The following is a 25,978-nucleotide window of genomic DNA, read 5'->3' as shown; positions in this document are numbered from 1 at the left end:
AGATTAAGCAAACATCCTTGGTTCTTGCTCTAACTCAATACCGTATACCTGCTTAACTTTCTGCTTGATCTGCTTTGTCGCATTGGCAATATCTTCTGCCGTCCCACCCTGATTAATTAACACCAATGCTTGCTTGTCATGAATGCGAACATAACCAAAACTATGACCTTTCAATCCTAACTGATCGATTAACCAGCCGGCCGGAAGCTTCACTCCAACCTCCTGCACATAGTGAGGCATACTTGGATATTGTTGCTCTAAATCCCTGAACTTCTCATTACTCACGACTGGATTTTTAAAAAATGAACCGGCATTGGGTAGTTCACTGGGGTTAGGAAGCTTTTGATTGCGCACATCAATTACCCATTGCGCTAATTGCAATGGTGTTGGCAGCCCTTGTTCTTCAGTCATCTGATTAAGTGGTGCGTACTCTACTTTCACATCAGCTTGTTTATTCAATCGAAAAACCACATTAGCAATCACATAGTGACCATCACATTCATTTTTAAAGATGCTCTCTCGATAGGCAAACTGACACTCAGTACGATCAAACTCCTTCAATTCACCCGTTCTCAAATCAAATGCTTCTACTTTGCAGATAAAGCGTTCGACCTCAACACCATACGCACCAATGTTTTGAACCGGCGCAGCGCCAACGGAACCCGGTATCAAAGCCAAGTTTTCTAAACCATAATAGCCTTGGCTTAGCGACCACATGACAAACTCATGCCAATTTTCCCCTGCCGCTACTTTTAAATAAACCGACACATCATCTTGCTTTACAACATGAACACCTGCGCTATTTACCAAAAGCACCAAGCCTTGCACCCGTGATGACATAACCACGTTACTACCACCGCCCAATACCTTAATATCAAGGGATTTTTCTTGAGCATAGTCAATAGCATATTGAATATCTTCATCGCTTTCAGCCGAACAAAAATACTCAGCAACGGCATCTACCTGCAAGGTATTGTGCCGCTTCAGAGAAACATCACAGCGTACCTGCATTTTAGCGAGCCACCTTTTCAATTAAATCTGCACAAGCGTCTTCTAATAAGTCAATTACGTATTCAAAGCCCTGCTCTCCACCGTAATAAGGATCAGGGACCTCGCTATCATCAAATGAACCGAATTCAGTTAAAAACAAAAACAGCTTTGCTTTACCTTCTTCAGGCTGTAACGACTGAAGGTTTTCAAAATTCTGTCGATCCATGGCAAATACGTAGTCAAAATGATAGAAATCTTCTTGCGTCACTTGTCGCGCACGCTGGCCTTTCATGGAAATTCCGCGCTTGGCTGCAGCCATTTGCGAACGATCGTCTGGTGATTTACCAATATGATACGCTGCTGTACCCGCACTATCGATTTCCCAATCTAAGCCCTGCTGCTGACACATATGCCGCATAATGGCTTCGGCCGTGGGTGAACGACAAATATTCCCTAAGCAAACAAACAGTACCTTCATTGCCGCATTACCTCCAAATCTACGAACGGCTCCAAGCGCAAGCGGAAGAATCTTGCCTCTGCTGGAACACAAAACCACTAAATAAACCAATAAAGCCAAGATTTTAACGCATTGGCAAAGAATATGCTTTGCACCAAGTAACGAAACCTCAAGTATACGATCATGCAAGCAAAGCACGCCAACTTACATTCAGTATCGACATCCAAGTTTAACTTGAAAACCACCCAACCCAAAGAAGAGGGAAAAGCTCGCTTTTTAATGGGGTTAAACAATCGGGTAAGCAAGATGGATAAGCGACTTCATCGTGTAGAAGCGCATCTTTCAATTATGTATAAACAGCAGATAACCATGAAGCATTTAGCGCTGACCCTTGTATTAGCCCTACTCTGCTTCACCAGCGCCGCACTCGCCATAAGAGAGTTTATGCCACTTCAAATCTCAATACCCGCAACCAGTATTAGCGAAACTGAGGTAAAGCAGACAGAACAATTGGAGTCATTTTACTCATGGCCACTAGAAAAAACCAAGAACCTACAAGACGTTGAATATAATCGAGTCGGTAAGGGTATTTATATTCAAACAAAGCTAGGTGACCCTGTCGTAGCCGTGGCAGATGGTGAGATCATATATAGCGGCAAAGGCATTCAACATTTAGGTAATCTTATCTTAGTGAAGCACAAAGACAATTTGATCACAGTTTACGGAAACAATTATAGTAACTATGTTAAACAAGGACACAAGGTAAAGGCGGGGGATCTTATCGCCGCTGCTGGAGAACGCAAAGGTCGTAAAAGCGGGTTATATTTCGAAGTAAGACATAACGGCGAGGCACAAGATCCTTTCTTGTACCTGAAAAATTAATAAACCAACTAGCTTTTTGCGAGCTTTTCATCAACCGTCAGGGGTCTAGCTTCTTCTGCCAGCATGACGGGAATGCCATCTTTTATTTGATAAGCTACACCATCGAATTTACAAATAAGTTCTTGAGCGTCTTTATCATACTTTAACGCGCCCTTACACATTGGACACACCATAAGACTAATGAGTTTTTTATCCATCACAACCCCTTAACTGGGATAATTTTTCACTAAACCGAGTATAAAATACTAGATCCAATTTCGCATCAATTGATAACGCCCACATGTTCTCATGCGCAAAATTAGCGACCTTGACCGCATCTTTTTCTGTCATCAACACAACGGGTGCCAAATCACGAAAATCCGCCTCATTATAAGCGTGATGATCTGGAAAGGCTTTTGATTGAAACTCCACCCCTAACGCTTCAAGCGTGTTAAAAAATTTTTGCGGATTACCAATTCCAGCTATAGCGCTACACTGCCCCTGCAATTCCAACGAATCGACAGGACGCTCCTCATTGGTTTTCACATTAACCCAAGCTCGTGGATGAAAAGAGAATTGATATTCCACTTCTTTTACATGTCCGCTAGCCAGAACAAAATCAACGCTATTAATGCGTTCGTAAGGCTCTCGCAATGGCCCAACAGGCAAAACATTACCGTTCCCTAAACCTCGTACGCCATCCACTACGCAGATTTCAATATCCCTTGCCATGTCGTAATGCTGTAAACCGTCATCTGAGACAACAATATCCACCCCCTGCTCCATCAGCCGCTGAATTCCGCGAGTTCTAACAGGATCAATCACCACAGGCACCTGTAGGCTTTTTGCAAGCATGAAAGGCTCGTCACCTGTCCATGACACGGTATCATGCTGCTCAATCAGATGAGGAAACACATTACAGTCACCACCATAACCACGGGAAATAATCCCTGGTTGGTAGCCTTGTTTCTTGAGAAAACGCACTAGAGCTTGAACTATCGGTGTTTTCCCCGTACCACCAACAGTGATATTGCCGACCACAATCGTCGTAACCGGAGATGTTTTTTCTTGCTCCATCGCTTGGCGGCGTTTACGTTTCACAACCCAGGCGTACAACCAAGCCAAAGGCAGCAAACAGAGTGTCCATCGACTAGTGCCGTACCAGGCCTTGTTAAAAAGACGCTCAAGCATTAGGTAAATTGCATCTCATAAAGATTTTTATATGCACCGCCACGCGCTAGCAGCTCTTCATGACTACCTTGCTCGACGATTCGACCCTGATTAATAACCACAATAGAATCCACTTTCTCAATGGTACTTAATCGGTGTGCCACCACAATGCTCGTACGATCCTGCATGAGTGTTTCAAGCGCTTCTTGTATATAACGCTCAGACTGCGTATCCAAGGCACTAGTCGCTTCGTCCAAAATTAAGATCGGAGCGTCTTTCAAAATTGCTCGAGCAATGGCTAAACGCTGCCTCTGCCCACCAGACAACATTACACCGTCATCGCCGATAAGGGTTTGCATACCCTCAGGCATTTCCTCTATGAACTCCAAAGCATGAGCAGCTTTGGCAGCTGCGTATACCTCATCCTCAGTCTTGTTGGCTAGGTCTCCATAAGCAATATTGTTATAGACAGTATCATTAAATAGGGTAACTGATTGGCTCACTAAAGAGATCTGTTCACGTAAATTAGCCAAATCAAATTCATTTAAATCGCGACCGTCGAGTTTTATTTGCCCTTGATTGGCATCATAAAAACGCGTCAACAAACTTACAATCGTCGACTTCCCACTTCCAGACTGTCCAACCAAAGCAACGCTCTGCCCTGGTTTAATATGTAAGTCGATAGCGTTCAACACCTGTTCATCGCTATCTGGATAAGAAAAGCTCAACTTAGATATCTGCAACTCGCCATCCGCGCGGTTTACTCGATAACTACCATGGTCAGGTTCTGGTATTTCATCCAACACATCAAACATACTTTTTGCTGCCACGATGCCTTGCTGAATTAGAGAATTAATACTCGCAAGCGTACGCATAGGCTTGGCAAGCGTACTGGCTGCCGTAACAAAAGCCATAAAGTCACCAAAACTCATATCAGCAATAATTCGAGGATCGAGCGCAACCCAAATCAAGCTGGCAATTGCAAATGCCACAATCATCTGCATTACAGGAACACTTATCGCCTTTACACCTAAAAACTTAATGGTTTGCCGGCGATTTCCGTCACTTGCCTTAGCGAATCGGTTGCGTTCGTAGTCTTGACCAGAAAAGATTTTAATTTCTTGATAAGCATTAATAGACTCACCTGCGACCTGTGTCACTTTTCCCATGCTGCCCTGAACATTACGACTATAGCGCTTAAAATAACCATTGGCTTTGCTAACAACAAAAGCAATGAAAGGTGCAGCAATGAAAAAGACCATGGTGAGCTTCCAGTTCATCCAAAGCATATAAGCAAGCAAACCGATTACTGTTAAACCTTCTCGAATTAAACTGGTAACAGCGTTGGTAACTGAACCGAATACTTGTTCTGCATCAAAAGTGATTTTAGAAATTAAATGCCCTTTTGCATGCTTGTCATAAAAGTCATTTGGTAAAAGCAGATAATGGTTAAATACGTGAGTCCTCAGGTTGTGCACAACGGTTCGACCAACTTTCGCCAGAAAATAGTCTCCTAAGAAGCTACCAACACCACGAAACAAATAAATCCCAAGAATCATTAAAACCAATAAGAAACGCGACCACTCGGTTGGGTTGTGATAAGTCGCTTCAATGACCACCATTAGATGCGCCAACATGGGTGCACTTGATGCGTACAGTGCAAAACCAAAGATGGCTACAAAGAACATGAGTTTGTATTTTAAAACATATGAAAAGAGGCGCTTATAAAGCGCCCAATCTGAAGAGCTCGGGGTTTCAGTCATGACTATTTAGCTTGCTTACTGGTGATACTCAAACGGGAAAAGCCCAACTGCCCTGCCGCATCCATCGCTCTCACCACGGATTCATGAGGTGTCGATGCATCTGCAGTGATAATGAAAGGTATATCGCGATTGTCGCCCGCCATTTTCTGTACTGCCTGCTTAATGGTAACCAACTTATTGCTAAGTAGAGCTTGTCCATTGATGCTGTATTGACCACTTTTATCGATCACTACTTCAATCATCTTTTTAGGTGCCTCACTGGCCTCACCGCTGGCCTCCGGTAAGTTAATGGCCAAGTGGTTTTCTTTTGTGAAAGTGGTGGACACCATAAAGAAAATCAGCAGCAAAAAAACGATATCGATCAACGGCGTAAGATTAAGACTTAGCTCATCTTTGCTTTGGCGTTTAAAATTCACAGGCTACCCCTCAGCGGCCTCAGATACTTCACGATCACCGTGCAGCACATCCACCAGCTTCATGGCCTCTTGTTCCATAAACACAACTATTTCATCAATACGACGAGTAAAAATGCGATAACAAATCAGTGAAGGGATTGCCACTATCATACCTGCTGCCGTAGTAATCAGAGCTTCACTAATACCGCCCGCCAACACAGCGGCGTTGCCCGTTCCTTGTGCCATGATTTCGTTGAAAACGGAAATCATGCCTAACACAGTACCCAGCAACCCCATCAAAGGAGTAACAGCCGCAATAGTACCGAGCGCAGTCAAAAAACGCTCCATATCGTGAATCGACTGGGATGCTGCCTGCTCAATAGCTTCTTTAGTAATATCGCGACCATGCTTTGAATTGGTCAATCCTGCCACCAGCACGGAGCCAAGGTGACTTTCTTGCTTAATTTGCTTTAAGCGTGTTGGGGTCAATTCATTTTTCTTGATAAGAGCCCACATCTCAGCCAGCAAATGCTTGGGTGCGATATTACTTGGGCGCAAAGTCCAAAAACGTTCAATACAGATGGCAACTGCAAGCACTGAGGCCAACAACAGTGGCACCATCATCCAGCCACCAGCAAAAACTAACTCTTTCAATCTGAGCTCCTGAACTTCTTATTCGATGATTCTGTGGTAAGGGCGGTATGTTGAAACAATGTGGGCCGCTTGTCTAGGAGGAAAGTCCACTTCAATGGCTCCATGCGAGCCAGTATTCAAAACTTTGATGTTTTCTTGAGCAAATCGCTGCAGAACCTCTGCATGTGGATGCCCATATCTACTATGAACACCCGCCGAGATCAGGGCGATAGATGGCGAGACACGCGCAATGAACTCATCACTACTTGATGTTTTGCTGCCGTGATGAGGCACCATCAAAACCTCGGCCTTTAGATTCACCCCTGAAGCTAGTAGTGCTCTTTCGGCACTTTCTTCAATATCACCTGTGAACAATAGTCGATCACCGCCTGCCGCCTTAACACTGAGCAAACAAGACCCGTCATTGCCTTGTTTATGATTCGGGGATTGAAACTGCTGAAAGGATACTCCATCCCAAACCCACTCTTCAGCAGCGCAACTCTGTTGCCTAACGACTTGATCACTACGACGCTTTATATGACTCACCCCACCATTATGATCATTATCCTCATGCGTGATGTGCAACCTGTCCAATTGATCAATACCGCGCTGCCGTAAAAAAGGTAATACCACGTAGTCAGCCATGGACATACCATTTGCAAATGAAGCGCCCGTATCTATTAGCACAGCATGATCTTTAGTTTGCACCAGAGCGGAACTACCCTGCCCCACATCCAACATGGTTAACTTAAAACCACCTTGATCAGGCGAAGACGCAGGCATGCTCAAAGCAACTACCATGACTGCAGCAGCGAAGCACCTCAGATGAAACACGCGTGGAAATAACAATAATGAGAGAGCAACAATCATTAACCACTTGTTATCAGCGTGAATGTTTGGCCACCAATCCACCCACTCACGATTTACATGTAGGCAATACAATACCCAATGCATGGCCTCCTCCACATAAATGATTCCTTGGATATTGCCCAACGACGCAGCCAACAACGCGAGAAACGAGCACGGTAAAATCACAAAACTAAAGATTGGGATAAGTATTAAGTTAATTAAAACCCCTGATACGGAAACATACTGATTGAAAAAGACAAGAACGATTGCCCCTGCCAAAAAAGCCAATTTCTGACTTCTTATCAGAGCCCGCCAAAAGCTCACTGTTCCACTACCCGCAAAGCCTATGATCAAAGCCAAGACGATAGAAAAAGAAAGCCAAGTACCCAAAAGATAAAACTGTAGAGGATAGAAAATAGCCACCAAGACAGCCGCACATAGCCATGCATCCAGTGGTGATCGTTTTCCAGGCCAATACCAAAAAACGAGAGCAAGCATAAGCATCATAGCCGCTCGCAATGCTGGTACCGCAAATCCAGAGATCCAAGCATATGAAACCCCTGCTAATACAGCCACTGCAATGCCAATCCATCGATATGAATAGCCGCCAATCAATAAAAACACCCTCGAAAGCAAAGCGGTAAGTCCCATCAAAAACAGTGCTAACATACCTACGTGCAACCCTGATACGACAAACAAGTGGCTTATCCCTGCATCAAATAACGTTCTTTTTTGCCACGCATCTAAATAATCTCGATCACCTAACACTAACGCATTCAGCAGCGGAAAATCTTGCCCTGGCAGCAGACGCCTAAGTGTTACCTGCATAGAATCACCACCGGCGACTGAGCGTTTATTAGCAAGCGACTTAGTGGAAATATAGCCTTTCCCATGAAACCCTTGTGCAAGCATCCAGTTTCGATAATCAAAACCCTGTGGATTATGAAAGCTGACAATAGGCTTCAGACGCACGTCCAGTTGCCATCGATCTCCAACAGAAAATTCATAGGGGCACTGATAACAATTCACCTGATATTGCTTACCGTTATCGGTCTGCAGGTTGATCCTACTGAAATTATCTTTGCGAAAAACGGCATCAATCTCGGCTATGATGGTTGCCTCAACTTGGCGTACAGAAATTGATAAAGCATCGTGCTCCACACAAAACCAAGCGATTGCAGACCAAGACCAGCCTAGCGTGAGAGACACCACAAGAGGACGTGTTTGAACGAGAGGAATAGACACCAGCCAGCAAAAAGGGGCTAGCAATAGCACCAAGCCAAACGTCAAGGCCCCAGAAGCAACCCCCAAAACAAAACCGAGCGACACTACACGCAGTGAAAAAGCCTTATTGGACACCGGATATTCCCTATCTTGGTTTCACAATACCGTCACTAGGCTAATCTATTGTAATAATTGGTAGGTTGGCCCCGCGACTAGTCACGAGTGCACAATATAGGCATAATTGCGCGCCATAGCAGCATCGCCATGCAGAGATTAATGCGTTGTTACCAGGAAGGTTTCAACAAAATGAGTTTAAAATGTCATGCCCAAGAAGATATTACAAAAATACTTCCCCAATCCTCAGACTATAAAAGACAACCAGTCTCTGAAATTCTTGGGCGATAAAATTCACGAACCCAACCTTTGGCACTTAAATCGCCGCAGTGTCTCACGAGCGTTTATGGTTGGAGTCTTTTTTGCGTTTATGCCTATGCCATTTCAGATGGTAGCTGCGGCCATCGTAGGTATTTGGGTAAACAGTAATTTACCCATTTCTATTGGCTTAGTGTGGATTAGCAATCCAATCACCATTCCCCCAATCTTTTATTTTACTTATAAAGTAGGAACGGTGATTTTGGGACTGCCCACTAGATCGTTTCAAATAGAATTATCCATGGAATGGGTCATGACAGAATTGGGGGCTATTTGGCAGCCTTTACTGCTCGGCTCATTGATTTGCGGCGTTTTGTTTTCAGCAATGGGCTACGTGGGTATGCGCCTCTTTTGGCGTTGGCACGTCGTGCATAATTGGAAAAAGCGTCAACTAAAACGACAGCAAGCTCATCACTGAGCTTGCAACTGACCGTTCATAAGCACGTATTGCTGGGACGCTTTTGCTGCAAACGTTAAATCGTGTGTTACAACGACAAAAGCCGTTCCTAAGTCACGATTTAATTCTGCTATCAAGCTCTGTACGTCTTGAGCCGTGTGTTCATCTAGATTACCTGTTGGCTCATCCAATAGAACCAACTTCGGTTTGCCAACAAGCGCTCGCGCTAGAGCTACCCGCTGGCGTTCACCACCAGACAACTCTGCGGGTTTATGGTCATAGCGGTGGGATAAACCGACTTTATCAAGTATGTTTTTTGCTGCAGCTAATGCGTCAGCCTGCTTGGTTCTACCGATCAATAAAGGCATTGCAACATTTTCTAGCGCAGTAAACTCAGCCAATAAATGGTGAAACTGATACACGAACCCTAGATACTGATTGCGCAATGCATCCAACTGCTTTCGGTTTAACTTGAATATATCTTGCTCCCCCCACAATACGCTGCCCGTTGAGGGATCATCTAAACCACCTAACATATTCAGTAAGGTAGTTTTACCCGAGCCAGAAGCACCGACGATGGAAATCCAGTCACCTTCATTCAACTGCAACTGTAAATCCTGAATAACCGAAACAGACTCTGGACCTACCTTGTAGGCTTTATTTAAATCGATACAAGATAAAACGGCTTTAGATGTCATAACGTAAGGCCTCCGCTGGATTCACTTTTGAGGCACGATAAGCTGGGTACAAAGTCGCCAAAAAACTCAACAATAAGCCACTGGTTGTCACAATCACCACATCCATCCATCGAAGCTCAGATGGCAAATAACTAATGAAATAGACATTGGCGTTTAAAAACTGAATACCCAAAATTTGTTCGACCCACGCAATAATATCGCTAACAGTAAGTGCCAATAAAATCCCCAGTAGTGTGCCCACAACGATCCCTACGACACCAATCACAGATCCTTGCACCATGAAAACGCCCATGATCTTGCTCTGCGACATACCCATCGTCCGCAGAATCGCTATATCACCCTGCTTATCGGTTACCACCATCACCAAAGTACTAACAATATTAAAAGCGGCGACAGCAACAATAATAAGCAACAACAAGCCGATCATGGTTTTTTCCATTTTAATAGCTTGGAATAAGTTGCCATGTGTACGCGTCCAATCGGAAGCACCATAAATGCCGTCCAAATCCATGCGTAAGTCCCAAACAATTTTAGGGGCTTTAAACAGATCATCGGTCAATAGGCGAATACCTTGTGCTCCATCGGTTCGCGTCAAGCGGGCCGCGTCTTGCATATTGATGTATGCAAAATTGGCATCAACTTCAGCGCCGACTGCGAACACGCCTGTTACTTCAAAACGCTTCAAACGCGGCATTAAACCGGCTGGCGTTAAACTGGCTTCGGGCATAATGAGAGTGACCTTGTCTCCAAGCGTAACCCCTAATTTGCGAGCCAATAATTCGCCCATCACAACACCATAATCACCAGGTTGAAGCGAATAAAAATCTCCTTGCTCTATGAAATCAGGCAGTATTGAAACCCGTTCTTCCCACTCAGGTTCGATACCTGTAACCATCACTCCAGAAACGCGCCCCCGATAACTCATCATGCCTTGAATTTGGATAAAAGGAGCTGTGGCTAGTACATCGTCGCGATCTGCTATCTGAGCTGCCACGTCCTGCCAGTTAGATATACCTTGCTTCTCTCCCATTACAGCTGCATGGGGTACCATTCCTAGGATGCGTTGACGCAATTCACGATCAAAGCCATTCATCACCGAGAGTACCAAGATAAGAACAGCAACGCCTAAAGTAAGACCCGCCATGGATATAGCAGAGATAAAGCTGATAAAGTGATTGCGCCGCTTCGCTCGCGTGTATCGCAGTCCAATTGCAATGGGAAGATTTTTCAACATAGATAGGCTACATATTTATAAAACGCGTATAGCCTAAAGAAAAGCGCTATCAAAGGAAATGGTGTTCATCACTTTTTGACGCTAAACTGAGTGTAAAAACAGGCTTTTGGTTCTTAATCATGCAAATCAAGCAATTATTCATATTAACAATCGCACTCTGCCTGAGCTTAGTTGCAGCAGCAGACAATCATCCAGCGTCAGAAATAAACACAGGCACGACCATTAAAATGCCCCTGTCAAACAAAGCCAGCCTCCACGCGAAAGATTTACCTCAGCGCGGAGCGACCAAAATGACCGTTGAGAAGCGATTTGGTGTGCCGATTAAGAAACACCCAGCAAAAGGAACACCTCCAATCGAGCGCTGGGATTACGAAAACTTCTCTGTATATTTTGAAACCAATGCAGTCATTCACAGCGTAGATAAACGTAATAAGTAAAAACATCGCCTAGCAGGCTTAGGCCTTGGCGATAAAGTTACTGGGAATAGTTGCCACCACACACTGAGGACCACAACATGAAACAGTATATTTTAGTCATTATGACTCTATACAGCGTGAATGCATTGGCCCAAGTTGAGGAGCTCAGTAACAGTGAAATGACAGAAGCTTATATTAAAGATGGCAATATCGTAGTAAAACAAAAGCCCGTCAAAAATACTCCCCAGCCAAAACAACCCTTGAATTTCAAAGTAGGCCCAGGTGAGCCAATCATTGCAGAAAACGAGAAAGAGCAGCAGCAAACTCAGCAACAATATCAACAACGATTGATTATTGAACAAGAACTACCCAATACAGCCAATGACCAACTCACCAACTATGAGTTGCAAAATAGTTCCGTGTTAGCCATACCCACGTTTGAAAATGAAGCAGCGCGACAACAAAGAGAGTACGCACAAAACTTGGTCCGTGAGGGGTTAAATCTACCGGCTGATGCCACAATAACAAATCAGCATATGGCTCAATATTTGAACACGTTTCAAGGTCAAAGCTCTGGAAGTCTAATGGGGCCTCAACAGACAATCACCGCTGATGGGTTTGAATTCATTATTCCAAATCCGGGTAACTACCCTACTGGTGTTTATTCTTCAGGCAACGGGACTGTAGAACTCGAAAGCACCAACCAACAATTGATTTTCAAACTACTCTACCCAAAAACCGTGGATTAAAATTAATACACGACGGATCAACCAAACAAATCAAAACTCGGGCCTGAGGCAGAATCAGCGGTACCTTGATCTAGCCACAACTTGGGCTTACTGAACGTCTGCTCCATTAAGCGAGCCAAACTGTCGGAAATCTTTTTGCCATTTGGTGACAAAATAGACGCTATTTCTGACTCCTCTCGACCTAAGCACAAAGCAAACTCAATCTCGTCAAGCGCGTTTTCTTTCATGATGGCGATAGCATTGGTGCGCCGCGTCTCTATTAACGTCATCTTCGTTATCCAAAACAAAAACACAAATTATACAACAGGCCGTACAGAGCCCGAAATCCTTTCTTTTCAGGTACTTCTATTCCGATTTTCAGACGATTTGCCCGAGGATTTCACAGATTTTATTCTAATGCTGAAAATTCCGGCTTTAGGTTGCTGTATTTCTTTAGAATGTCTGTTATAACAGATTGATATTTGGCTCCGAACACCAGCCAGCTCTAATCGTCAACCATTTTTACTAGTGCCTATTCGATATGTCGCAATACGATACTGATCAATTATTCCAAATAGCTGAAAAACTCAGCCAAGACTTTTCCCTGTTTCCAGAGCAAGACGGTAAAGCCAATTCCATCTCAGGCCTCGTGAGTCCAGATAAAATAGAAGAGACTCGCGAAAATTTGCGTTCCCTTGGAATCGACGAATATATTCAAGAAGTAGTCAGTCCAAGTGAATCGAGTACTCGCTTGAACGCTCGACAACTATTACACAAGCTAACCCATCGGTTTATTAGCGAACAAGAATGGGGACCACTTTATGTAGCCGAAGTAGAGCTGCCTTTTGGTAAGCAATATCGGCGCGTGGGTTTTATTTGTCAAAACCGCGCAGAACGTAACGGCGCTTGGCTACCGGAACACCATAAACAAGCAATCAAAGCAGTGCATCAATTCTCACGTCATGCCATTCCAATCGTGACGTTTATCGATACTCCAGGAGCAGACGCCAGCGAAGAAGCTAACTTAAACAATCAAGCCCATAGCATCTCCCATCTCATCGCGGAAATGACCAATACTGATGTGCCAACAGTTGGTGTCATATTAGGTGCAGGTTACTCTGGTGGCGCGATTCCGCTTGCTGCCACAAATATTTTGCTAAGTGTACGTGATGGCATTTTCAACACCATCCAACCGCAAGGCTTGGCCAGCATCGCTCGTAAGTACAATTTGTCATGGCAAGAATGCGCGAAATACGTGGGTGTTTCAGCTTATGAATTACTAGAAAAGCATGCTATCGACGGCATTATTGATTATGCACCTAGTGACCGCATCGACAAAGTACAGAACCTGCTGAAGGCTATCACATCAAGCATTAGTGGAATTGAGACGAGCGTACTTAATTTCGCGAAAGAGAATCCATACCTATTTGACCACTACAAACGCAGTGTTGAGCGCTTCCTAAATCCCTCAGACAAATTGTCTGCCATAGAGCGTACTTCAAGCCTAGTATTAGCGAGTAGTCCGACGGAACATCACAATCTTTTCCGCATGACCTATCGTTATATGCGCTATCTAACCTTGCGCTCACGAATTTCTTCTAAAACGAAAGGTGCTTACAGTCGCCTTGCCGAAGTTGAAATCCCCAAAGGTAAGCTTAACGAGCGTATTGCTGAAGAGAAGCGGAAAAATTTCCAACAATGGCTTCAAGCACCTGATCAATTGCGTTACGACGATGAACTCAACAAGTTATGGAAAAACTATTGTCAGAAGTTCAAAGAACGCGATGAAGAACGCGGCTCTATTTCCAAGCTATTTTTTGGTGAACCGGAAGATAACTACATCAAAGCCAAGCAAGAGCTGAGCTTTGCTTTGGGCTTATATCTATTTAATCGCTGGAAAGCAGATGCGTCGGTTAATTTTAAAGAGCTAATTGATTACCTCTCTAACTACGAAGAAAGTCGATTCCTCATTAAACGAAAAGACCTGACCGATGCCCAAGCGATTATTGGATTTATTAAAAAAGGCGAGCATCCTTTAGCAACATTTATACATCAGTCACTTGATTACGATACTCAAGCATTGCTTGCAGATTATACAAATGAAAAAGAAACAAGTGCCGATCTCACTTCTGGCCTGACCGAGGCATTCAATCGAATCATCAGTCAAGAGCCCATTCCGGAGAGTGTGTATGGTGAAATTAAGCTGAAGGAAGTAACGCAGCAATTAGTGCACAATGTAGCAGCAAGCTATATGGAAGCGAATCGTCGGATTATCGAGGACGCGCTGGCACCTTATATATCCATTAAGACCGACGAAATTCTAGAAGACAACAATCAAGATGCCAATGTCTTGGATGCGATACTCATGGACGATTTACGCACCGACTTCATAGGCATCTGCCAAAATCTCATCATGTTTGGCAGCCTCTATGACTATGTTATTGCGAATCTTGTGACGGTTGCAAAAGAAGCTAAAGAAACCCATAGCTTATCTGTAAACGCTGTAAAACAATTGCTTGAAGGTGGTCTGGAGCATGCCAACAAACTCAGTATTGCAGATGACCACCATGAAGAGTTCGCCAATTGGTTCCAATATTTCATTAACTCCAACAGCAAAGCCGAATTCTTAAAACAAGTTGAAGAATGGAAAAAGCACAGCTTCCCTCGGCTGAGTGATACGCTCTTTGTTATCGTGACATTCTTCTTCGAAAAGTTACTACCCGAATACTACCAAGCGAAAGACGGCAAAGAATATAATGGTCGAATTAATCCTTACAGCATAGGTCGTAAAAAGGACTTCTGGAACCGCTTGACAATCGCCTACTTTGATTTGTTGATTCAAGACGTTTTGGACGATGTCAAACGCCAAAAGACAACCTCAGTGCAGGCCATCATTGATCAATTCTTCCACGACTTTGAAGAAATCAATGAGCATCTTATTACTGCAGATCCGGTTAATTTCCCTGGTTTCCGCAGCTCTATCGAAAAAGCGTTAAGCAATGATCAAACCCCATGTGGCGTGGTGACAGGCTTCGGTACTATTACTATTGGCGATGAAAGTCGTCGAGTGGGCACTCTTATTTCCAACTTGGATTTCCAAGCTGGCGCCTTCGACATGGCTAGTGCAGAGAAATTCTGTAAGCTATTGGTTGAATGTGCTCGCCACAATTATCCAATTGTTTGCTTTGTATCCTCAGGTGGAATGCAAACAAAAGAAGGCGCCTCTGCCCTTTTCTCCATGCCGATTGTAAACGACCGCATAACTCGCTTCGTACGCGATAATGATTTACCCGTGGTTGTCTTTGGTTATGGTGACTGTACAGGTGGTGCTCAGGCCAGTTTCGTTACACACCCAATGGTGCAAACATTTTATTTCTCTGGCACAAATATGCCATTCGCTGGACAAATTGTTGTGCCGTCTTACCTGCCTTCCACGTCAACACTGTCGAACTATTTGTCGAATAACCAAGGCGCCATGGCAGACCTCGTTAAGCATCCATTCGTTGAAGATTTGGACTCTCGCCTGCGTGCGATCGACCCTGCTATCCCAGTTGCACACAAAACCGTCAATGAAGTACTGCAACGCATCTTGAAAGGTTATGTGACTCCAGCAAAAGCAAAACCTCAAGAACAAAATGAAGGATTGAACAAAAAGCTATTCAATCCTGTCAAGAAAGTACTTATTCATGCTCGCGGCTGTACAGCTGACAAACTCGTGAAAAAAGCTCAAGACAACAATATCAGTGTTGTCCTAGTCCAATCAGACCCAGATATGAACAGCACAGCGGCTGATCGTTTGAGCAGTAAGGATCGCCTAGTGTGTATTGGCGGAAATACACCAGACGAAAGTTATTTGAACGCACAAAGTGTTATTCGTATTGCACAACTAGAAAAAGTAGATGGCCTACACCCAGGAATCGGTTTCCTATCTGAAAGTGCTCAATTCGCAGCTTTCTGTGAAAACAATAACATCAACTTTATTGGCCCCCGCGTTAGCTCAATGGAAACAATGGGTAACAAATCCAACGCGATCAATACCGCCATCAGTGTTGATGTACCGGTTGTGCCAGGCAGCCACGGTATCGTCACCACCTCGGCTAAAGCCGCGAAGGTAGCTGATAAAATTGGCTACCCTGTACTATTGAAGGCGGTCCACGGTGGTGGCGGTAAAGGCATCCAAGTCGTGCGTGAACCGGGCGAAATTCACGAACTATTCCACCAGATTTCCACCGAAGCACGTAGCGCTTTCGGTAACGGTGATGTTTATCTAGAGAAATTTGTTACCTCATTACGTCATATAGAGGTACAGGTTCTTCGCGATGGCCATGGCAACTGTAAAGTACTTGGCTTGCGCGACTGCTCTGTGCAGCGCAACAACCAAAAAATTATTGAAGAATCGGGTTCCGTTACGCTGCCCGATACTCTCGAGAAAAAAGTTTACGATTATGCACGTAAGCTTGCAGACGCTGTTGATTATGTTGGCGCGGGCACAGTGGAATTCATCTATGACCTAGACGCAAATGATGTTTACTTCATGGAAATGAACACTCGTTTACAAGTAGAACACCCTGTTACTGAATTAGTAACTGGCGTCGATATTGTGTCTGAGCAATTTAACATTGCCAGCGGTGGCAATATTGAAAAGCTGACATTTAAAGAAAAAGGCTACGCTATGGAACTGCGTATTAACGCAGAGAAGGCGCGTCAAAGCGGTGATGACGTTACTTTCGTACCGAACGCGGGCAAGATTACGGCATTCAACCTACCGGAAGCGGGCCACATTCAAATCATCAAAGCAATTGATGAAAATAAAGAGGTGACGCCTTTCTACGACAGCATGGTTGTTCAGCTGATTTGCTACGGTAAAGACCGTAACGATACCATCAAGAAACTGCTCGCTTATCTTGATGATGTAGTAATCGAAGGCGTAAGTACAAATATCCCACTACTTAAGCGCATTCTCGCAGATGACGTGTTTGTGAAAGGGGTGTATGACACAAACTACTTGCCACAATTCCTGCAGCGCATTGATCAAACCGCGTTAATTGAAGAAATTGATGCCAGTGCAGGTGCAGCCAGTGCTGCACTTACTGTTGATGCACTGAAGATTGATGGCTCGTCTGAACTAAAAGTATTGGCACCTAGTAGCTCTATTTACTACTCTGCCCCATCGCCTAGCGAACCCTCGTATATCAAAGAAGGAGACGTTATCTCCACCAATCAGACGCTATGTTTGATGGAGGCAATGAAAATGTTCAGTCCACTGACACTGCGTTCATTTAACAACCAAGGTAGTAAACTGTATGACACAGAACAAAACTATCAAGTGGTACGCATCCAAAATAGTGATGGTCAGCAAGTTAACCAAGGTGATTTACTTTTTGTAATTCGACCGGTTACACACTAGCCAGATCTTAAATAGCCTAAAGCCCAGAGACTAATTTAGTCGATGGGCTTTTTTTATCTGTTTATAGCTTATTCAAAAAAGAATCTGGTGGCGCGCATAAGCCAGAGGGACCTCTAAACAAAACAGCTGTCTTTGCTGTTGCAACAGATTCGCCAGACTGGTTTGTAAATTGATAGTACAAGTCAAAGCCATACTTGTTTTGCTCTCCGAGGAATAAAACGCCAGTTAGCACCTCGCCAGCAAAAGCTTCTGCTTGAAACTGAATAGCCGCATCAGCTAGCACTATATTGCAGCCGTCTATATCCAGCTCAGAAAATCCTAGTAACGAAAACCAAGCGCTACGAAGCTCTTGAGCATAAGCGAGAATACGATCATTGCCCAAGTGGTTTGCATAATTCATATCCGTGGAACGAACTTGGATTTCCGTACTCAAAAGCTTAGTGTTTGGTATTTGCAGTTTGATTCGCATGTAACCCACATGAAAGTTATGATTGCTTAGGCTATTATGGCATTAATAATAGATAGATTGTGCCATATTTGCCGCTTTTCACAGCGGATAATGCTATAAATACTTGTGTGGTTGTAAATTTTTCCGGCGAGTTAAGGAAACCCGATTTAATGTTTCAAAATAAAAAGATCCATGGACTAGCCATCGTTCTGTTCAGTGGCCTCTTATCAAGCAACCTGTTTGCCGCCAACCTAGAGCCCAAGCCTGAACATGCTTTAACCAACCGTGCTGTGGTACATCACCTTTATCAACATCACTACTCCCGAAAATATTTAAATGATGAGTTTTCTCAGAAGGTTTTCGATCGTTATTTAAAAATTCTCGACAATACCCGTTCCTATTTCACTCAGGCAGATATTAACGAGTTCCTCAAATACAAAACAAAGCTAGATGATTCAATCAAAACCAATGATTTAAAACCTGGTTTTGAAATCTATAATCGCTATCAAGACCGTGCGATAGAACGCCTGAACTACGCCATCAATCTATTAAAAGGCGGCATGAAACAGTTTAACTTTGACAAAGACGAATCTCTGGACCTTGACCGAGAAAATGCGCCTTGGGCGGCGTCCACGGCCGAGCTTGATGACCTTTGGCGCAAACGCATTAAAAACACCATACTTAATTTGAAACTCGCAGGCAAAGAAGACAAGGACATCATTGATTTGCTTGAGCGCCGCTACACAAGCCAGCTAAGCCGGATAGAACAAATCAACTCTGAAGACGCATTTCAAAGCTACATGAATGCTGTTACTCATACATTTGACCCACATACGCAATACATGTCGCCGCGCAACAGCGAGAATTTCAACATTAATATGAGTTTATCACTGCAAGGTATCGGTGCGGTACTTCGTAGCGAAAACGAAAACACCATAGTTGAGCGTCTCGTGACGGGCGGCCCTGCTGACAAAGCGGGCGAACTTAAGCCGAGCGACAAAATTATTGGCGTCGCTCAAGACGAAGGCCCAATGGAAGACGTAATTGGTTGGCGATTAGATGAAGTGGTTGATCGTATTCGCGGCCCTAAAGACAGTATTGTCCGCCTAGAAATTATCACAGGCAGCGGCCAAACAGAGAAACATAAAATTATCTCTATCACCCGTGACGAAGTAAAACTAGAAGATCGTGCTGCTCAAAAAGAAATCATCAAAGTCGAAAGAGACGGTAAAAAGCACAATATTGGCGTGATCGACATTCCAGCATTCTACTCAGACTTCGAAGCTAAAAATGCGAATGACCCTAACTACCGCAGCACAACTCGTGATACCGCCAACCTAATTAAAGAACTTAAGAAAGAAGGTATTGAAGGCTTGGTGATTGACCTTCGCAATAACGGCGGCGGTTCATTGTCAGAGGTTCGCGATCTAGTCGGTCTATTTATTCCTCAAGGGCCCACTGTACAGATTCGCAATACTCGCGGCATGACCCACGTTCTAAGCGATCAAGATCCTGATGTGCTATATGACGGCCCACTAGTTGTACTGACAAATCGTTTGAGCGCAAGCGCTTCAGAAATCTTTGCAGGCGCCATTCAAGATTATGGTCGTGGACTCGTATTAGGTAGCCAAACCTTTGGTAAAGGAACAGTACAAACACTGATCCCCCTTTTCCGCGGACAAATGAAAGTTACCAACGCGAAGTTCTACCGAATTAGCGGTGAAAGTACGCAACATCGTGGCGTTATCCCTGATATTAACTTCCCTGAAATATATGATGTCGACAAAATTGGTGAAAGCGCCCTAGAGGAGGCTTTACCTTGGGATAAGATCAAACCAAGTAAATACAAAACCTTTACCGCAATAAACCCATTACTTGATGAGCTTAAATCCAAGCACAGCAAGCGCATTGCAAATAACCCTGACTTTATCTATTTAAACAAACAGACAGAGTTTTTAGAGGAACTGCGCAATGACACGGTAGTATCGCTTAACTTAAAAACGCGTGACCAAGAGCGCGAAGCTACCAAGGAAAAACGTTTAAAGCTTGAGAACGAGCGCCGCGTTGCGAAAGGCATGGAGCCATTAAAAGACATTAGTGATGATGAGGAAGACGTAACGGAAGAAGATGAGGAGGAAGGCAACACTACCGCTGACGCCCTACTTGAAGAAGGCGGCCAAATTCTTCTAGATTACGTAAAACTTACGTCTTAAAACAAAAAAGGGCTCTTTCTATAAAGAGCCCTTTTTAAATTTCTAACATTTCTATGTAAACCAGATCTGCTTATCGCGCTCAAATACTATCCTCTCTCTTGAGTTTTACTACTCATCCACCATGTTAGTTAAGGTCTAAAGAAGCAGGATAGCCTTCTTATTACGGTTTTAAATTTGTACTTTCTTTTAAAATATCCACATCCATTGCCATCACTTTTACGGGCTTTGACTTGAACTCACGTCGATATAAAACCACCACAACCCAAGTTGTTGCTCCGATAAATATCAAAGGATGAATAAACCAAGCAATGGACGCTAATGCGTAGTAATAAGCCCGCAGACCATAATTAAAACTATGCGCCGCTTGGTCCAATACTTTAGCTGTTGAATATGCATATTCTTTGCGTTGAGTAGCATTAAACTCATCTTGCTCTGGATCCGGAGCTGCCCCCATTAACACACTGCCAAAACCGTATTGGCGAAGCGACCAAGTAAAACTAAAGAATGCGTAAACCATAATCACAAGCAACAATAACACCTTGTATTGATTTGATACTGGGCCTTCATACTGCTGCATAAACTGCCATTGCCAAGCCGATGTCAGTGCGGTTAACAATGCAGCTATAATGATCATGGTGGTCGAAGCAAAGAAATTGACATTGCGCTCGAGGTTAGCGAGGAGCGCACTGTCAGCCACGCGATTTTCACGTAATAACATGCGCTGCATCCACCAAACACGATGAATACTTAATATTGACGCAAGGCAATATGTGCGTTTCGCCATGTATTTCGAGAAGTAACCATACCCCATCCATAAAACAAGAAGATAAGGTACGACCAAATAGTCCCAAATAGGATGATTGAGCACAAACTCTAGACTCATTGACATCCTACTTTAAGAAATTAACGATTTCGTTATTGCTGAATATACTTTCAATCAGGTTCACTAAAAGCTCATCCGCCAACTTTTGATTGTATTTAGCATTTGGCGCGGTTGCGACCTCCTGCTTTTTCTCCGCCGAAAACTTTTTTTCTAGGCTGGTTTTGCCGCGCTTGATTTCAACCGTTACCGTAGCGTTAAGATTCACTTCGCTGACCCAATCTTCATTTGGCGACCAATAGCGAAACTCATTTACGATCACTTTCACTTGCGTTAGCGGTTCTGGACCCTTTGACATAACTATGCCCTGCTGCTGCATAGCTTCCTGTATGGATTGACCAAGAGTAGATGCTAAGGATACGTTTAAACTAATAGGCGCATCATTGCGAGCACGACGATATCCTATAATATTTGTATCTTCACGCTCATCCACAATAACCAATTCGATTGGTATCTTGACACCATCTAACTTGGCAAACTCGTAGCTAGGCGATAGATCAATAGATTGCGGACCTGGTGCAGTACATGCGGCAAGCACCCACACCAAAGATAAAATAGATACAATTTTTATCATGTCTGAAACTTTCATAAACTTCCCTCTTATTGAATCTTAACTATTAATTAGTGTAGCCAAGATAACGCGATCAATGTGTGACCTATTGATCAGCTTCGTCTCGGATAAACACCCATTCGTTACCTTTTGAATGTGTCTCACTAAAACGATACCCTGCAACATCAAAGTTTTTAATATCTTCAACATCTTTGATACGATTTTTAATGATATAAGCAGCCATCATTCCGCGCGCTTTCTTTGCATAAAAGCTAATCACCTTGTATTGGCCATTTTTCTCATCCTTAAAGTTCGGTGTGATAATTTCCGCGTTCAAATCTTTCTTTTTCACCGACTTAAAGTATTCGTTTGAGGCCAGGTTAACGATGGTTTTCGATTTACCTAGGTGCGCATTAATCAAATCCGTGATCTGACTTCCCCAGAACTCATATAGGTTTTTACCTTTTGCATTTTCGAATTTTGTACCCATCTCTAACCGATATGGTTGCATCAGGTCTAGTGGTTTTAACAAGCCATACAAACCAGACAGAATGCGAAGATGCTTTTGCGCAAAATTCATATCAGATTTTTTAAATGAATATGCATCAAGACCAGTGTAAACATCGCCTTTAAATGCATAGATAGCAGGACGAGCGTTGCTTGGCTTGAATGGACGCTTCCAATGCTGAAAACGAGTAACATTTAAATGCGCCAATTTGTCGCTAAGGCCCATCAAATCAGCCACTTCAGAAGGTGTCAGTTCTTTTAGTTCTTTGATTAACTGACCCGCTTCATCTAATAGCTCAGGCTCACTGTAATCATCAATAGGCAATTCTGTCTCATAGTCCAGCGTCTTCGCTGGGGACACCAACATCAACATAATCAATCATCCCAAAGCAATATTAATAGGCTTGTATCATAAAGTTTCCGCAATCTAATAAAAAGCTCCTCGTACATAGATTCTAACTATAGATGTGATTACACTCATGTCATGCTTGAACTCGACATCCAAATCTACCTGAGCATTGCTGCACTTTTAACCAGTTTCTTGGCTGGGGTCATCGGCCAAGGAGGCGGAATGATCCTTATGGCAATTTTAGCGCCTTCCATACCCGCTATGGCTGTTGCTTCCATAATAGGTTCAAAACTCGGAACGCTGTCTAAAAACCGCCTTCCTCTGGGCCCTCTCACATTTGTTTTTAAATGCGTACTCACCTTACTAAGCCTGAATATGGTTAAACTGGGCATTGAAGGTCTTCTGTAGCTGTCACATCATTGTCACAACGCTCTGTAAATATTGCTCGCATGAGCAAACTCCAACTTATGACCCAGACATTTCCCTTTGAACTGATAACAAATAGCGTTATGCTACAAGCTAATATAGATAACGGTATAAATTGAAATGTCCGTCAGCGATCTCGTTGCCTTGTTCGACGAACTGGTCGACACCAGTCATCATTTTTGTCAGTCACTTAGTGAACAGCGTAATCCATGCTGGTTGCCACTAAATGAAACCGAAAAGTCGTTAGGCTGGCACCCTCTTGATAAAGCTAAACATTTTTTTCAAGATTTCTGGTATCTAGATGGTCAAGATGGCCGCGAAACCCGCAGCTGCTTTGGGATGATCACAATTGACGATGAGCAGCTAGCGCTGGTCACACAGATCAACAACCTGAAGCTCGATTTTAAAAAAGCCATTGATCAATTGAAGCGCAGCCAGAGACAAGCGTGGACGGATGTACGCAAAGACCTAGGACAACGTCATCCGCTACTGCGTGAACAACTCCACTACTCTGGCCTGACCCGTTTACATCTCAAACAAACTTGGCGCACCCTGCCAGTTATAGACCGATCTATCACACGTATTGGTTTCAATTGGTACCAATCAGGTCGAAGCATTCAAAAAATTACCGTACAACAAGCGTATGATGCTCTGAGTAAGATGGATACAGGTAGCCGTCATATACAAACCCAGCTAAATCAACTTGGCCGCTTGCCCAGTACTACTCCCTTGGCCAAAGTACAAACATTGGCACCCGTCATGCGTGCCAATATATTTTATGAAACAGCACCGCTTCGTCAGGCAATGAACGTGTCCTTACCTTTGTTAATTCATGGAAATACAGGTCTTCCGCCGCACAATATTCCCGACATGGAACCCCCAGCGGAACGCCAACGTGCACGTCGCAGTGATTTTAAAATTGAAGAACAAGCCTTTCTTCCAAGTATACGCGTACACAGATACGTACTAACCTCCAAAGAAGAGACCCAATAGGATTCACACAATGTTGATATACGGTCACCGCGGTGCAAAAGGTGTCGCCATGGAAAATAGCCTACAGGGCTTCCAATTAGCAGCATCACAAGGCATTGAATACTTCGAACTGGATGTTCGCCTTAGCTCGGATAATCACTTAGTAGTGGTTCATGACGAGCAATTAAAGCGCTTGGCAAACAGCAAGCTTAGAGTGAGTAAATCAACCCAACAAATCCTCTCTAATACTCACCTTAAAGGGACCAACCAAGGCATACCAACGCTGGAACAAGTGGTTTTGGCTTGTCCGTATGTCAAACATTGGCAGTTCGAAATTAAAACTGATCGCACCAACCTTAATTTCGTCGCGCCGATGCTTGCATTAATTGATAAACATAATCTTGCTGACAAAGTGACGATTACCAGCAAACATGTTGGAATTTTAAGAGCCTTTAAAAATGCGCGTTCTACCATTCCTCGTGGTTACGTGCAGGAATGGCCTTTACCCCACGGTTTGCATGTGGCCAAACAACTAAAATGCAGCATGCTCGTTTTGAACAAATCGCTGGCCCGTAAGAGCTATGTAAAGCGTGCGCAAAAGAAGGGGCTACATGTGAGCGTTTGGACAGTAAACGATGCGGATGACATGGCGCGCCTATTTCGAGTTCAAGCGGACAGTATAATTAGTGATTATCCGCAAGCAGCTAGAGAGGTCATAGGCCACTTATCTCATGACCCTAACGCACCCCAAGCACCACAATCCGTTAGCGCATTACAAAAAACGCAATGAACAAAGAAAACACACTATTCATTACCGGCGCGGGTATTAGCGCTGAAAGCGGCATACCGACATTTCGTGGAGAAGACGGGTTCTGGACGATTGGCAGTAGAAATTATACTCCGATGGAAATGGCAACCCGCCATATGTATCAGCAGCAGCCAGAGCAATTTCTTGCTTGGTATTACAATCGCTTCATCACCTATCGCCATCATGCGGAAAATGATGTACACCGATGGCTAGCCGATAAGAACCTAATCACACAAAATATTGATGGTTTAGATGGCAAAGCAGGGAATAAAAACTACATTGCTATTCACGGACGCATCGACAAAATGACGCTTTACCATACACAGGGCGAACCCGTTGAAGTAATCGATGCGCCTTGGGATCAAGTTGATGACCAAAGACTAAACCAGTCTTTGATGCACCTATTTAATATTAAAAATACGCCAACACTGAACGAAAGCTATAAGCCCTTCGTTTTGTTATTTGATGAATACTATACCGACCTGTATCGCATTGATGAGGCGTTGTCCCGTATGGAGCAAGCCGACAAAATGGTATTCATGGGCACCTCATTTAGTGTCAACATTACCAATATGGCCATGGACATCGCTATGCGGAACGAAATCCCAGTAGAGGTAGTTGATCCCGATCCAGTAATTTTACCGTATGCTAAGGTCAAGTATCATAAAATGCGTGCAACGGATTACATACAACATCATGATTAAAGCCAATACTCTCACACTAGCGGTCGCAACCCTATTTCTACTCACGGCGGGATGCGCCGGAAGCAAACCCAATAATCTAGGCTTAAACGGCGGCCAGTTCGCCCCGTGCCCAAGTACACCAAACTGTGTGTCGAGCTTTGCTGAGCCATCTACGGATGCCTACATTGCCCCACTACAAAAAACCAACAATACTTGGACCCGGCTTCGTGAGCTTCTGGTAAATACAGATAACGCCACAATTACCCAGCAAACCCCTATCTACATCCACGCGGAGTTCGAATCCGACTTCATGGGATTTGTGGATGATGTTGAATTTAAGCAACAAGATGACATCATCCACGTGCGTAGCGCCTCCCGCTTAGGTTACAGCGATTTAGGTGTGAACCGCGAGCGCATCGAAGGCATCCGCCAGCAGTTGGATCAATGAAGTCCAGCGCATCGCACTTTTTTGCGTGGTCGCCCCCTGC

26 protein-coding genes are annotated in these 25,978 nt (G+C 43.9%); 11 read left to right on the top strand and 15 right to left on the bottom strand.

The features are described from left to right. Positions 1-3: 3 nt before the first annotated feature. Both murB and HF888_RS07480 read right to left on the bottom strand, forming a co-directional pair. Positions 4-1,011, bottom strand: coding sequence for a UDP-N-acetylmuramate dehydrogenase (gene murB, locus HF888_RS07485; protein WP_007017704.1), 1,008 nt, complete (start codon positions 1,009-1,011; stop codon positions 4-6). 1 nt (position 1,012) lies between these two features. After that, complete coding sequence (locus HF888_RS07480; RefSeq protein ID WP_040297744.1) at positions 1,013-1,468, bottom strand: low molecular weight protein-tyrosine-phosphatase; 456 nt, start codon at positions 1,466-1,468, stop codon at positions 1,013-1,015. A gap of 162 nt (positions 1,469-1,630) precedes the next feature. Here HF888_RS07480 and HF888_RS07475 point away from each other — a divergent pair, with 162 nt between their 5' ends. Next, complete coding sequence (locus HF888_RS07475; protein ID WP_007017702.1) at positions 1,631-2,329, top strand: murein hydrolase activator EnvC family protein; 699 nt, start codon at positions 1,631-1,633, stop codon at positions 2,327-2,329. Positions 2,330-2,337: 8 nt separating this feature from the next. On the opposite strand, the gene HF888_RS07470 is transcribed toward HF888_RS07475, so the two are convergent. From HF888_RS07470 to HF888_RS07445, 6 genes are read right to left on the bottom strand one after another with little or no spacing between them, the layout of a single operon-like run. Next, positions 2,338-2,526 (bottom strand): Trm112 family protein, encoded by a 189-nt coding sequence (locus HF888_RS07470; protein WP_007017701.1) that lies wholly within the window; start codon positions 2,524-2,526, stop codon positions 2,338-2,340. Further along, positions 2,519-3,499 (bottom strand): tetraacyldisaccharide 4'-kinase, encoded by a 981-nt coding sequence (gene lpxK, locus HF888_RS07465; RefSeq protein WP_007017700.1) that lies wholly within the window; start codon positions 3,497-3,499, stop codon positions 2,519-2,521. The genes HF888_RS07470 and lpxK overlap by 8 nt, the downstream gene beginning before the upstream one ends. Next, entirely contained in the window at positions 3,499-5,241 is a 1,743-nt protein-coding gene (gene msbA, locus HF888_RS07460) for a lipid A export permease/ATP-binding protein MsbA (RefSeq protein WP_007017699.1), read from the bottom strand. Before msbA ends, lpxK begins: the two co-directional genes overlap by 1 nt. 2 nt (positions 5,242-5,243) lie before the next feature. Next, complete coding sequence (locus HF888_RS07455; protein ID WP_007017698.1) at positions 5,244-5,657, bottom strand: ExbD/TolR family protein; 414 nt, start codon at positions 5,655-5,657, stop codon at positions 5,244-5,246. Between the two features lie 3 nt (positions 5,658-5,660). After that, a complete protein-coding gene (locus HF888_RS07450; protein ID WP_007017697.1) occupies positions 5,661-6,290 on the bottom strand; it encodes a MotA/TolQ/ExbB proton channel family protein in 630 nt (209 codons plus the stop codon). An 18-nt stretch (positions 6,291-6,308) separates the two neighbouring features. Further along, positions 6,309-8,477 (bottom strand): DNA internalization-related competence protein ComEC/Rec2, encoded by a 2,169-nt coding sequence (locus HF888_RS07445; protein ID WP_007017696.1) that lies wholly within the window; start codon positions 8,475-8,477, stop codon positions 6,309-6,311. A gap of 187 nt (positions 8,478-8,664) precedes the next feature. Between HF888_RS07445 and HF888_RS07440 the strand changes: the two genes are divergently transcribed. Beyond that, positions 8,665-9,192, top strand: coding sequence for a DUF2062 domain-containing protein (locus tag HF888_RS07440; protein ID WP_007017695.1), 528 nt, complete (start codon positions 8,665-8,667; stop codon positions 9,190-9,192). Here HF888_RS07440 and HF888_RS07435 read toward each other — a convergent pair. Both HF888_RS07435 and HF888_RS07430 read right to left on the bottom strand, forming a co-directional pair. After that, positions 9,186-9,869 (bottom strand): ABC transporter ATP-binding protein, encoded by a 684-nt coding sequence (locus HF888_RS07435; protein ID WP_007017694.1) that lies wholly within the window; start codon positions 9,867-9,869, stop codon positions 9,186-9,188. The genes HF888_RS07440 and HF888_RS07435 overlap by 7 nt on opposite strands. Beyond that, the gene (locus HF888_RS07430) at positions 9,859-11,103 is read right to left on the bottom strand and encodes a lipoprotein-releasing ABC transporter permease subunit (protein ID WP_007017693.1); all 1,245 of its coding nucleotides are present in this window, start codon (positions 11,101-11,103) and stop codon (positions 9,859-9,861) included. Before HF888_RS07430 ends, HF888_RS07435 begins: the two co-directional genes overlap by 11 nt. Before the next feature lie 119 nt (positions 11,104-11,222). Here HF888_RS07430 and HF888_RS07425 point away from each other — a divergent pair, with 119 nt between their 5' ends. Next, a complete protein-coding gene (locus HF888_RS07425; protein ID WP_007017692.1) occupies positions 11,223-11,540 on the top strand; it encodes a hypothetical protein in 318 nt (105 codons plus the stop codon). 77 nt (positions 11,541-11,617) lie between these two features. Further along, positions 11,618-12,268, top strand: coding sequence for a hypothetical protein (locus HF888_RS07420; RefSeq protein WP_007017691.1), 651 nt, complete (start codon positions 11,618-11,620; stop codon positions 12,266-12,268). A gap of 17 nt (positions 12,269-12,285) precedes the next feature. On the opposite strand, the gene HF888_RS07415 is transcribed toward HF888_RS07420, so the two are convergent. Then, complete coding sequence (locus tag HF888_RS07415) at positions 12,286-12,537, bottom strand: hypothetical protein (RefSeq protein ID WP_007017690.1); 252 nt, start codon at positions 12,535-12,537, stop codon at positions 12,286-12,288. A gap of 251 nt (positions 12,538-12,788) precedes the next feature. Between HF888_RS07415 and HF888_RS07410 the strand changes: the two genes are divergently transcribed. Beyond that, positions 12,789-17,654, top strand: coding sequence for an ATP-binding protein (locus HF888_RS07410; protein ID WP_007017689.1), 4,866 nt, complete (start codon positions 12,789-12,791; stop codon positions 17,652-17,654). A 61-nt stretch (positions 17,655-17,715) separates the two neighbouring features. Here HF888_RS07410 and HF888_RS07405 read toward each other — a convergent pair whose 3' ends face one another. Continuing rightward, positions 17,716-18,123 (bottom strand): acyl-CoA thioesterase, encoded by a 408-nt coding sequence (locus tag HF888_RS07405; RefSeq protein ID WP_007017688.1) that lies wholly within the window; start codon positions 18,121-18,123, stop codon positions 17,716-17,718. Positions 18,124-18,272: 149 nt separating this feature from the next. Between HF888_RS07405 and HF888_RS07400 the strand changes: the two genes are divergently transcribed. Beyond that, positions 18,273-20,315, top strand: a complete 2,043-nt coding sequence (locus HF888_RS07400) for a carboxy terminal-processing peptidase (protein WP_007017687.1) — start codon at positions 18,273-18,275, stop codon at positions 20,313-20,315. A gap of 160 nt (positions 20,316-20,475) precedes the next feature. Here the strand turns inward: HF888_RS07400 and HF888_RS07395 are convergent, their stop codons facing one another. The 3 genes from HF888_RS07395 to yaaA form a co-directional block, all read right to left on the bottom strand. Next, on the bottom strand, positions 20,476-21,198 hold the full coding sequence (locus HF888_RS07395; RefSeq protein WP_007017686.1) for a DUF599 domain-containing protein: 723 nt from the start codon (positions 21,196-21,198) through the stop codon (positions 20,476-20,478). Between the two features lie 7 nt (positions 21,199-21,205). Next, entirely contained in the window at positions 21,206-21,784 is a 579-nt protein-coding gene (locus tag HF888_RS07390; protein ID WP_007017685.1) for a YajG family lipoprotein, read from the bottom strand. A 67-nt stretch (positions 21,785-21,851) separates the two neighbouring features. After that, a complete protein-coding gene (gene yaaA, locus HF888_RS07385; RefSeq protein WP_007017684.1) occupies positions 21,852-22,625 on the bottom strand; it encodes a peroxide stress protein YaaA in 774 nt (257 codons plus the stop codon). 111 nt (positions 22,626-22,736) lie between these two features. Here yaaA and HF888_RS07380 point away from each other — a divergent pair, with 111 nt between their 5' ends. From HF888_RS07380 to HF888_RS07360, 5 genes are all read left to right on the top strand, one after another. Further along, the gene (locus tag HF888_RS07380) at positions 22,737-23,009 is read left to right on the top strand and encodes a hypothetical protein (RefSeq protein WP_007017683.1); all 273 of its coding nucleotides are present in this window, start codon (positions 22,737-22,739) and stop codon (positions 23,007-23,009) included. A gap of 138 nt (positions 23,010-23,147) precedes the next feature. Beyond that, positions 23,148-24,020: a hypothetical protein gene (locus tag HF888_RS07375; protein WP_007017682.1), complete on the top strand. Its 873-nt coding sequence runs from the start codon at positions 23,148-23,150 to the stop codon at positions 24,018-24,020. 10 nt (positions 24,021-24,030) lie between these two features. After that, on the top strand, positions 24,031-24,789 hold the full coding sequence (locus tag HF888_RS07370; protein ID WP_007017681.1) for a glycerophosphodiester phosphodiesterase: 759 nt from the start codon (positions 24,031-24,033) through the stop codon (positions 24,787-24,789). Beyond that, the gene (locus HF888_RS07365) at positions 24,786-25,511 is read left to right on the top strand and encodes an SIR2 family NAD-dependent protein deacylase (protein ID WP_007017680.1); all 726 of its coding nucleotides are present in this window, start codon (positions 24,786-24,788) and stop codon (positions 25,509-25,511) included. The genes HF888_RS07370 and HF888_RS07365 overlap by 4 nt, the downstream gene beginning before the upstream one ends. Beyond that, a complete protein-coding gene (locus tag HF888_RS07360) occupies positions 25,480-25,938 on the top strand; it encodes a DUF1499 domain-containing protein (protein WP_243469379.1) in 459 nt (152 codons plus the stop codon). The genes HF888_RS07365 and HF888_RS07360 overlap by 32 nt, the downstream gene beginning before the upstream one ends. The last annotated feature ends 40 nt before the right edge of the window (positions 25,939-25,978 follow it).

Origin of the sequence: Bermanella marisrubri (assembly GCF_012295615.1) — a bacterium.
Lineage (GTDB): Bacteria > Pseudomonadota > Gammaproteobacteria > Pseudomonadales > Oceanobacteraceae > Bermanella > Bermanella marisrubri.
This window is presented reverse-complemented; position numbering and strand designations above follow the sequence as displayed.